This window comes from Paenibacillus sp. J22P15 (assembly GCF_056269345.1).
Map to the genome: position 1 here is coordinate 59,688 of NZ_JBWDNT010000023.1, position 10,167 is coordinate 69,854.

Annotated in this window: 12 protein-coding genes and 1 rRNA gene; 2 read left to right on the top strand and 11 right to left on the bottom strand. The window is 42.4% G+C overall.

The genetic code is table 11. The features are described 5' to 3' along the window. Nucleotides 1-12: 12 nt before the first annotated feature. Entirely contained in the window at nucleotides 13-1,311 is a 1,299-nt protein-coding gene (locus AC0YN6_RS26710) for an HD domain-containing protein (protein WP_475750812.1), read from the bottom strand. Nucleotides 1,312-1,581: 270 nt separating this feature from the next. Here AC0YN6_RS26710 and AC0YN6_RS26715 point away from each other — a divergent pair, with 270 nt between their 5' ends. Beyond that, nucleotides 1,582-1,836, top strand: a complete 255-nt coding sequence (locus AC0YN6_RS26715; RefSeq protein ID WP_054025791.1) for an AbrB/MazE/SpoVT family DNA-binding domain-containing protein — start codon at nucleotides 1,582-1,584, stop codon at nucleotides 1,834-1,836. 129 nt (nucleotides 1,837-1,965) lie between these two features. Here AC0YN6_RS26715 and rsmI read toward each other — a convergent pair whose 3' ends face one another. The 9 genes from rsmI to AC0YN6_RS26760 form a co-directional block, all read right to left on the bottom strand. Then, nucleotides 1,966-2,847 (bottom strand): 16S rRNA (cytidine(1402)-2'-O)-methyltransferase, encoded by an 882-nt coding sequence (gene rsmI / locus AC0YN6_RS26720; protein ID WP_475750814.1) that lies wholly within the window; start codon nucleotides 2,845-2,847, stop codon nucleotides 1,966-1,968. Beyond that, nucleotides 2,844-3,512 carry a tRNA1(Val) (adenine(37)-N6)-methyltransferase gene (locus tag AC0YN6_RS26725; RefSeq protein WP_475750837.1) on the bottom strand — a complete coding sequence of 223 codons (669 nt, stop codon included), beginning with the start codon at nucleotides 3,510-3,512 and terminating at the stop codon, nucleotides 2,844-2,846. Before AC0YN6_RS26725 ends, rsmI begins: the two co-directional genes overlap by 4 nt. 127 nt (nucleotides 3,513-3,639) lie before the next feature. Beyond that, nucleotides 3,640-4,041: an initiation-control protein YabA gene (locus AC0YN6_RS26730; protein ID WP_475750816.1), complete on the bottom strand. Its 402-nt coding sequence runs from the start codon at nucleotides 4,039-4,041 to the stop codon at nucleotides 3,640-3,642. A 62-nt stretch (nucleotides 4,042-4,103) separates the two neighbouring features. Continuing rightward, nucleotides 4,104-4,907, bottom strand: coding sequence for a PSP1 domain-containing protein (locus AC0YN6_RS26735; RefSeq protein ID WP_475750818.1), 804 nt, complete (start codon nucleotides 4,905-4,907; stop codon nucleotides 4,104-4,106). Between the two features lie 3 nt (nucleotides 4,908-4,910). Beyond that, entirely contained in the window at nucleotides 4,911-5,888 is a 978-nt protein-coding gene (gene holB, locus AC0YN6_RS26740; RefSeq protein WP_475750820.1) for a DNA polymerase III subunit delta', read from the bottom strand. A 132-nt stretch (nucleotides 5,889-6,020) separates the two neighbouring features. Next, nucleotides 6,021-6,350, bottom strand: coding sequence for a cyclic-di-AMP receptor (locus tag AC0YN6_RS26745; protein WP_054025787.1), 330 nt, complete (start codon nucleotides 6,348-6,350; stop codon nucleotides 6,021-6,023). A 77-nt stretch (nucleotides 6,351-6,427) separates the two neighbouring features. After that, on the bottom strand, nucleotides 6,428-7,084 hold the full coding sequence (gene tmk, locus AC0YN6_RS26750) for a dTMP kinase (RefSeq protein WP_475750822.1): 657 nt from the start codon (nucleotides 7,082-7,084) through the stop codon (nucleotides 6,428-6,430). A 112-nt stretch (nucleotides 7,085-7,196) separates the two neighbouring features. After that, nucleotides 7,197-8,699 carry an aminotransferase class I/II-fold pyridoxal phosphate-dependent enzyme gene (locus tag AC0YN6_RS26755; RefSeq protein WP_475750824.1) on the bottom strand — a complete coding sequence of 501 codons (1,503 nt, stop codon included), beginning with the start codon at nucleotides 8,697-8,699 and terminating at the stop codon, nucleotides 7,197-7,199. 105 nt (nucleotides 8,700-8,804) lie between these two features. Beyond that, nucleotides 8,805-8,996 carry a sigma factor G inhibitor Gin gene (locus tag AC0YN6_RS26760; protein WP_475750826.1) on the bottom strand — a complete coding sequence of 64 codons (192 nt, stop codon included), beginning with the start codon at nucleotides 8,994-8,996 and terminating at the stop codon, nucleotides 8,805-8,807. Nucleotides 8,997-9,227: 231 nt separating this feature from the next. Here AC0YN6_RS26760 and AC0YN6_RS26765 point away from each other — a divergent pair, with 231 nt between their 5' ends. After that, a complete protein-coding gene (locus AC0YN6_RS26765; RefSeq protein WP_475750828.1) occupies nucleotides 9,228-9,758 on the top strand; it encodes a transposase in 531 nt (176 codons plus the stop codon). A gap of 112 nt (nucleotides 9,759-9,870) precedes the next feature. On the opposite strand, the gene rrf is transcribed toward AC0YN6_RS26765, so the two are convergent. After that, nucleotides 9,871-9,987: ribosomal RNA gene (gene rrf / locus AC0YN6_RS26770) — 5S ribosomal RNA — on the bottom strand. Between the last annotated feature and the right edge of the window lie 180 nt (nucleotides 9,988-10,167).

The following is a 10,167-nucleotide window of genomic DNA, read 5'->3' on the forward strand; positions in this document are numbered from 1 at the left end:
TGTTAGGCTCCTTCAGTCGAGTTTAAATAGTTTTTTTATTATTTCTGGCAATAAGTGAATATTTTCTTTAAGCGGCTCTTCTGGATAATACAGATGGTATTTCCCTTGATGCAAGCCAGTAATAGAGCGAACGATGTCGGATTTGGAAGATATTTCACTGATTTCACCAAGGCGATCTAACAACAAAATCGGCGCTTTTTCTTTCTTTTCGCCATCTTTTTTATCCGGACGATAAACGTCATAAGGCAGGTCAAATGGAAAATCAATTTCCATATGGTAATCAGGGTTCATTCCTATAGAAGAGAAGCAATTGCTGATCTCATTTAATAGCTCTTCATCGGGGTTTTCAATAGTAATGTACTTATATAAATGTCGGTTCATAAACCTATCGCACAAATCGCTTAATATCGAATCCCGCTCCTCCGCCCATTCCATGAAAGCAGTCTGAACAAGCGCCTCATCCAGCTTCAAATAATCTTGTACTGTCATCGTATTTTGAAGCAGACACTTCAACTGCTTTGGCATCCACTCAAATGAATAGCCACCCACATAAAGCTCCTGCGCTCTTCGAAATATTTGACGTAGGATGATCTCTGAGCTTCTTGTAACGGGATGGAAGTAAATCTGCCAATACATTTGGTAACGAGACATCAAATAATGCTCTACTGCGTGCATCCCGCTCTCTTTGACTACAATTTGCCCTTTATAAGGACGTAATACGCGCAAGATTCGCTCTAAATCAAATGTACCGTAATTCACACCGGTAAAATAAGCATCACGGAGCAAATAATCCATCCGATCTGCATCCATTTGACTTGAAATCAGACTAACTACTATTGGCTTCGGATAGGTCTTTTGAATGACTGCTGCAACCTGAGCAGGAAATTGCTCTGATACTGCTCTCAGTACGCGATTAATTTCAGTATCCCCCAGCACGATTTTACATGTCCACTCTTCGTGATTGGTGTCGAATACCTCTTCCAAGGAGTGCGAGAACGGTCCGTGACCGACATCATGCAAAAGAGCTGCACAAAGTGAGACAAGTCTCTCCCGAGCAGGCCAATCTGGGTAACCATTGCGTTCAAATTGGGAAATAATTTTCCTAGTGATTTCGTACACACCAAGTGAATGCGAGAAACGGCTATGCTCCGCCCCATGGAAGGTCAAATAGGATGTACCCAATTGACGTATCCGCCGCAGCCGCTGAAATTCCTTCGTATTAATCAAATCCCAAATCGTTTGGTCTTGTACATATATATAATGATGGACAGGATCTTTAAAAACTTTCTCTTCTGTCAACTGTTCTTGCATTATCTCTCAACTCCTTTGTTCAAATTTTCGACACAAAAAGTGATTACTTTGTCGAATAGTGTCGTAAATTAGTTTCCAAATTGTCGAAGCTGTTGTATTCTATTACAGAGTAATATGACCGCACCAACTAGTCAAATACCTGTTAATGCAGCTAATCGGACAATAATTCCGGTTGACTAATTTGGTAAACGTTGGTACTATAGTATTCATAAAAGCAAAAACTATGTCGAACGATGACGATACGTATTTTGAGAGGGGCAATAATAGATTATGATGAAATCCACTGGTATTGTTCGTAAGGTTGATGAGCTAGGACGCGTCGTTATACCGATCGAATTGCGCCGTACACTTGGAATAGGCGAAAAAGATGCACTTGAAATTTATGTAGATGGCGAGCGCATCATGCTTAAGAAATATGAGCCTGCTTGCATCTTCTGTGGCAATGCAGAAAACGTTTCTTACTTTAAAGGAAAAATTGTTTGTCACGTTTGTTTGTCTGAAATGCCAACACCTGTGACAAAATAATAAAAATAAGTTATACTGTACTTATTAACTTGTTAATTCTAACCTTTTTTATACTCCTTGTTGCCTTCCTAAGCTTAAACCCGGCTAGGAAGGCCTTTTTTTGTCTATTTTACTATTTTCGACAGTTATCTATCTATTTACCTCATTATATACATCACGTTTAGGTAATCCCCGATCGAGCGCTACCTTCTTAATGGCTTCCTTACGACCCAATTGCTCCTCGTAATGCGCAACATGAGCTGCTAGATCAAGCTCAGACCACCAAACTTCCGAAACTGGTTGTGCACTCGCCCCAACACCTTCTGATCCTTCCACCACAACGCAAAATTCACCGAGCGGCGGATGCTCGGCAAACCAAACCAAACATTCCGAAATTCGGCCGCGAACCGCTTCTTCATGACGTTTTGTAAGCTCCCTGACACAAGCTATTTGGCGATCGCCAAGACATTCTTGTAGTGCATCGAGTGTTTTGGTTAACCGATGGGGTGATTCGTAGAAAAGGAGGGTCCCTCTCTGAGCTTGCATATCCAGCAGCCATTTCATTAATGATTTTCGCTCGCGCGGGGGAAAACCCGCAAACAGAAATCGATCAGTTGGCAAACCAGATATAATAAGCGCAGACAATGCAGCATTCGCACCTGGAATGGGAATGACTGAAATATCATTTTCAATAGCATCCCTCACGAGGTCTGCACCTGGATCTGAAATCGCAGGAAGCCCTGCATCACTAACCAATGCAATTGATTGCCCTTCCAGAAGCAATCGGATCAGCTCAGGACCGCTAGCTTGCTTATTATGCTCATGATAACTAACAATTCGAGTACCAATCTCAAAATGCGTAAGCAGCTTTCTTGTTTGTCTCGTGTCCTCAGCGGCGATAAGCTGCACTTCCTTCAACGTCCGTATTGCACGAAAGGTCATGTCCTCTAAATTTCCTATAGGTGTTGCGACTAAATAAAGGCTTCCAACGTTTTCTTTGGAAGCATCAGCAAAGCTCTTCTGTATATTCAAACGATCTGCACCCCATTCTCATATACCATAATTGGCGGAAGCAGCTTGATATCTGGCTTTCCATCCCGCATAGCTTCTATTAAGACCATGTTTGCTTCAGCTTTGGCATGAGGATGAACAAACTGTATCCGTTTTGGCTCAAGCCTCCATTTACGCATCGTTTCCACGATATCAAGCAAACGTGATGGACGATGAACCATCGAAACTTTGCCGCCAGGTCGTACGAGCCTAGAACATGCTGCGGCTACATCATCAAGCGTACAATGGATCTCATGCCTTGCTATCGCATAATGTTCATTTTCATTTTGTTCCCCTGCCGTTACCGGCATATAGGGTGGATTTACAGTTATTGCGTCATATACCCCGTTTCCAGCAATCTTCGGATATAATTTCAAATCCTCTTCAATAACGGTTATTTGATCCGTTAGGTTATTGAGCTTGACGCTCCTTCTAGCCATATCCGCCAATCTTGGTTGAATTTCAACCGCATCGATCCGCGCATTTGTTCTCGTAGTGAGAAGTATCGGGATAACACCATTTCCCGTACATAAATCAGCAATACGTCCGTGCTTTGGCACGCTTGCAAACCGAGATAGCAATACAGCATCTAGTGAAAAGCTGAATACTTCCCTGCTCTGTATAATTTTCAAGCCTGATTCCGTCATTAGATCATCTAGTCGTTCATTCTCTGCTAATGTTATTTGTTCTGACACGATTCGAGCCGCTCCTTGACTATATATTTAATAAAAATACCGCCCTTTGCGGCAAGGACGGCAGTCGATAAGGAATCCACTATTTATTTAGAAAGGATAGACAGAATAAACAGTCACCCTCCGTCCGCAAATGCCCGTAATATACGTTGCATATGTGGAATCCTTCATGGTACAACCGAGTTAGATTATCATGACCTTCACCAATTGCAGCACCCGCTTCCGCAAATGCATTATCAGTTAAAGTCTGTTCCTCTTTACTTACTCCCGGTTCATTACTCTTGGCCTCCGCTTGAACAACTTCATGCTCTAGCTCAGCTTCTCTCTTAAACAGCTGACGCAGCTGGTTGTTCTCTTCACTTAGACGCTTATTATCCTCTAGCAGCTCTTTTACTTTCTGCTTCAAGTCCGTAAGCTCCTTATGGAACACACCTACTTGGTTATCCAGCTCGTCCATTTTCGCGAAAATATTGTTCTTCTCCAAGTTCCCACCCCAGAGCTTCAAGCGTGAGTGCAATCTCAACCGTGAGAATCGCACCATGCCGCTTATTTGATGACGACATCATCCATCGACAGTTCTTTTGGTTTACCTGGTGTATCAAATAATTGCACATACACACTTTTGGTGGATGTATTTATACCAGTTACCTTACCCTCACCATATGAGGTGACTACGAATTTGCCAATTGCCGGAAGTTCTTCTCGTATGCTTTCGTAATTGTCATGCTCATATTTCAGACAGCACATAAGGCGTCCGCATAATCCTGATATCTTTGTCGGATTAAGTGATAGGTTCTGATCCTTGGCCATCTTGATCGATACAGGCTCAAAATCACCCAGCCAAGAGGAGCAGCAAAGCACTCGTCCACATGGACCAATTCCACCGAGCATCTTTGCTTCGTCCCGAACCCCGATTTGTCTGAGTTCAATCCGAGTACGAAAAACGCTGGCTAGGTCCTTAACTAGCTCACGGAAGTCAACTCGGCCTTCTGCCGTAAAATAAAAAATAATTTTGTTACGGTCAAACGTGAATTCCACATCAACTAGCTTCATTCGAAGCTGATGACCTTTAATCTTTTCAAGACAAGTAGAAAACGCATTTTTTGCTGCTGTGCGATTTTCTTCGACGATCTTAGCATCTACATCGCTTGCAATGCGTATTACTTTCTTAAGAGGAAGAACAACATCCGATTCACCGACTTGCTTCTGTCCCACCACCACTTTACCGTATTCGATTCCGCGTGCTGTTTCAACAATAACATGTTGCTCCTTATCCACGGGATGCTCAACCGGATCAAAGTAATAGATCTTGCCCGCTTTCTTGAAGCGAACACCGATGACATTATACAAGAATTAGCCCTCCTGTAAGTTTACCAATAATTGCTCAAATGCGAGCTGAGGTGTAACATTCGCTCGCATACGCTTACTCGCTTCGAGTGTATGCTCGATGCAGGACACCCAGCCTGCGATCGAACGATTAAATGCATGTTTACTAATCCAATCCAACTGATCTATAAAAACGATGTTGTCCTGCCTGCCGGCCTGGAACTGTATCAAATCTTTAAACCATATAACTAATAACGACAACAGCAATTGAGTATGCTCCACTAAATCCGTTTTAAAAAGCTGTTGTCCAGCAGTGATCATCGCCGCGGTGAATCGGGTCAAACTCTCCTTGCCTAATTGTATCACTAGGGTTCTGATTTCTGCAAACTGATTCTGCTGGAGAAATTGTCTCGCGCCGTCTAATCCTGACGTTAATTGAACGACGGTTCTAGCCAAAGTAGACGGTGCCCCTTCAGCAATAAGTGTTTGCAGCATAATCTCAGGTGACAAAGGTAGAAAAGGAACCCACTGCGTTCTAGAACGAATAGTTGGCAGAACAGCTTGTCCATTATCAGTGATCAAAATAGCTACCACTGGCGATAGCGGCTCTTCCAAAAACTTCAGCAAACTATTCGCCGCCTGCAGCGTCATTTTGTCAGCTTGTTCAATCATATAAACTTTGCGTTTCGTCCCGCTATTACGATAAGCGAAGTCCCGCTGCAGCTCGCGAATTTGATCGATTTTTATCGATTGACCATCTGGCGCTATGACGGTTAAGTCAGTCTGATTACCGTGTTCAAACTTTCTGCACTCCAAGCATTCCCCGCAAGCGGCGGCAACACCTGCCGTACAAAATAGCGCCTTCGCAAATTCGCGAGCCATTGCCATTCTTCCTGTACCCGACGGCCCATTAAATAAATAGGCATGTGAAATTTTCCCGCTCTGCAGCGCATAGGTCAAAATTCGCTGTGCTTTCCATTGCCCTGGAATTTTATCGAAGCCCATTGATATTCCTAACCTTTCCCTGCTCTCTTCTTATCAAAATAATAGATTAATAAGAAGTCCTCGTGTCTCATCGATCTCGTCCAGCAGTTTATATCGATTAATTCATCCTTTGTTACCTTATATCATATCTGTTCAGAAATGCTCAAATCGTTCGACAGGCATTACGAATACAGCAGCGCCCCCAACCTGAACCTCAACAGGAAACGGAATGTAGGAATCTGTCGATCCGCCCATCGGAGAAACTGGGGTAACCAGCTGGTCCCTCACCTTGCAATTTGCATTAATGACTTGCAGCACCTCATGCACTCTCTCGTCCTCAATACCAATCATAAAGGTAGTATTTCCTGCTCTCAAAAATCCACCCGTACTTGCCAGCTTCGTTGCTCTGAACCCTTCACGTACTAATGCATTGGACAATCGGTTGCTATCCTTATCTTGAATAACCGCAATTACTAATTTCATCTTCATTCCCCCTTGATTACTATTAGAATAGGTTATTGAACGCTTACGATATTAGACTATTACTGTTCGTCTATCCTTTAAAGTTTGACATCGGTTGCAAAAAATCCTGCAAACCGATCATCGATTACGGTTAAAACGTCAGCAAACACCAATTCAGAACTTTTCTCGGCATTTACAAGCACCATTCGTTCTGGATTTTGCTGCAACAACTGCATATAACCTTCTCTCACCTTTTCATGAAATGAATGTTTCTCTAGATCCAAACGATTAACTTCTCTCTCTGATGCTTGTGCGATACGCCCAAGCCCGACCTCCGGAGACACATCCATGTAGATCGTCAGATCAGGCATAATTTCCTGTATGGCAAATTGATTAATAGCCCATACCTCATCCATTCCTAGACCACGTGCATATCCTTGGTAAGCTAGACTGCTGTCAATGAAACGGTCACAAACAACAATTTCGCCTTGCTCCAATGCTGGGACGACCTTTTCTACTAAGTGCTGTCTTCTAGCTGCGGCATAAAGCAGAGCTTCCGTTCTTGCATCCATCGCAATATTGTCACGATCCAATATAACGGCACGAATTTGCTCCGCAATCGGAATGCCTCCAGGCTCTCTCGTCGTAGTGATCGGTTTCCCCCGCTTATGCATTATATTCGTTAACTGATCAATCAGTGTCGATTTGCCGGCACCTTCGCCGCCTTCTATGGTAATGAATACACCATTTCTCAAACTAAAGCTACTCCTAACGTTATGTTAACTATACTTTCTTCTATATTAACAAAGCGGTACTCCTTGTACAATCAGTTTTACTCCATGTTGCATATCCTTTAACTATTTCATCTTATTCATGGTAAATAGAGATGGTCTTCATCTGTGGATCAGCAGCTCCTTGAAATTTGGCACCCATTGCAGAGAGCTGTCGAATGTGCTCGATGATTTCTGCGGTAATTGTTTCTCCAGGATACAAAATAGCTATTCCTGGCGGATACGGTATAACCATCTCTGCCGATATATGATGTACAGCTTCATGCAGCTGTATTCGCTCATTTGTTTTGTTCTTAAACCTAGTTCTAGCAAACGAAACAGGATCAGATATAGTGCTGTTCCCATATTGCGCTATCATTGATTCTAGGGGTACTGTACTTCCCTCATGTTTAAGATCATTTCCACTATCACTAATAGCCGCAATTGCTTCTTGCAGTCTCTTCATATCCTCTAATGAGGTTTGAATACCAATTACAAGCACAACGTACCTTGGATCTGCCATCTCTGCAAAACAGCCATAGTGCTCCAAATGTTTCAGGAGCTCATATCCGGTTCTTTTACCGCTTATATCGTATAGCGCCAATCGCAGAGGGTCATAACGTATTTGCTTATCATCGTTGTGATCAAAACTCATCTCGTGTATCAATGTCGAATGATGCTGTAACCATTGTCGAAAGGAAGCTGTCGAATCCAGCGCTTGTTTAAATAAGTTAGTTCCTAAAGCATCAATCATTGCTCGGGAAATATCTATTGAAGCTAGAATCGGGAACGATGGACTTGAGCTTTGGATCATTGCCAACGACTGACGCAATGTATCTCTTGGAATTTTATCACCTTGTATATGCAATAATGCCCCCATCGTCAGCGTTGGTAATGTTTTATGTGCCGATTGTACGACTGCATCTGCTCCCTCAGACAATGCCGACTGTGGAAACGCTGGATCAAGTCCATAATGTGCTCCATGAGCCTCATCAATGAAAATAGGCTTATCATGCCGATGGACAGCTTCAACGTATGATCCCAGCCTTACGCTAATGCCATAATAATTAGGGTTAGACAAAAAAACTGCTTTTGCCTCCGGATATTGTATAAGCGCTTCTTCAACCTGCTGCACAGTTGGAATTGTGGTTAATCCTGAAACGGGTTCAATTTGCGGCGATAAAAATACTGCTTTAGCACCCGCAAGCTTTAAACCGTTTATAATTGATTTATGTACATTCCTCTGAACAATAACAATATCATCTAAATCACAAATCGTAAGCAACAGTGCAAGGTTGCCCGAGGTGCTTCCCCCTACCAAAAAATAAGTCTCCTCAGAACCAAATGTTTTTGCAGCCAAAAGCTGTGCTTCTTTAATAGAAGCTTCAGGATGATGTAAATCATCCGTAGATGATATTTCAGTTACATCAAGCTGCATTATTTTATAAAAATAATCTATTAAGTCGCTATCTGATTGGTTGCTCCATACGTGCTGCTTAAACGCTTCTCCCCCATGATGTCCTGGAACGTGAAACGCAACTGGTTCTCTACGGGCATGATTCATAAGCGCTTCGAATAGCGGGGCATAAAATGGCTTCATGATTCAGTTACAATCCTTTCAAATTAACACTCATTAATATACCTATTATATAGAAGAATCATTAAAACCTACAAAAAAAGAGCAGCTTCTGTATTCAGAAACTGCTCATGCATTTTTGCCTAAAAATATTTGCTTCATTTGATGAATGAAAAACGGGTATTTCGCATCCTTAACATCTGTCCGCACCATTTCCGCTTCACATGAATCGCAGATAAAGCCGGTTACAATCCGAATGCCTTGGCCTTCAGCCTTTTGCTCATTACATATAATACATTGGTACTCGCGATTATCGTTCATAACAATCCCCGCTTTCTGATCGAATCTATATAGCTATTATTATGGCACATAGTCTACTTATTTATACTTGTTTCATAGCGCATTTCAAATATTTATATATCGTATGCCCAGTATGGGCTAAAGGTTACTGCACCAGTAATATTATTTAATAAAGCTATGGACAGATTGCTAATAAATACCGATATAGTTAACGAGAGTCTTTGTACTTCTGAGAAAGAAAGGACAGTAAACATGCAGCAGAAACTATCTGAACAACAAAACGCTACAATTTATCAATATCAACTTGTAAAACGAAAAATCATACGTCCTGAGCTCATTCAGAGCCATTTGCTTATTGCAGCAGTATTATTAGCTTTTCAAATGCTTATGTATCAAATAGATGGTTTGTTTTCATGGTTATTCGGATTTGCAGTCGTACAAATCATACATATCGGTATCATACTACTCACCTTTATTCGAGTAGATGAAGCGGCTGACCGCCAATGGGTTTGGCGTATTACACCGCCCTGGATCGGCTTTAAACCAGCTAATGATATTAAGCTGTTCCTCTTTCGCCGAGTTCACCGCCATATGTTCTGGATCGGCCTTTGTGCCATTGCACTTCTATACCCATGGATTAAAGAATCATTGATGATCAGCATTGTAAGCTGGCACTTATGGCTGCTAATTCCCCGTATGCTGCTATCCTTCTCTTTCCGTAAGGAGCAGAAGGACGGTGTACTTAGACTCCAGTCTAGAGAAGCATCATATTACCGCAGATAACAAAAAGGCCTTAGAAGCTCATATAGAGCGTCCTAAGGCCTTTAATTTATATAAGTTATTTATGTTAATGGAAACAAAAAACCTATCGCATAACATGCGATAGGTCTCTCGTGCTTGGCGACGTCCTACTCTCCCAAGACCCTGCGGTCTAAGTACCATCGGCGCTGAAGGGCTTAACGGTCGTGTTCGGTATGGGAACGCGTGGTTCACCTCCGCCATCGCCACCAAACGGGGTTCTTCGATGAATCGTCTTCTTGAGCTGCCTCAGAAAAGATCCAACCAAAGTCCTTCAAGGTGTTTGCGCCCTGAAAACTGGATACGAAAGATAAGGTTTGCTGAAAACCTTTTATGCTGCTGTCTACCGGATGTATGGGTCACGGCAAACGTGTTTAGGATAAGCCCTCGACCG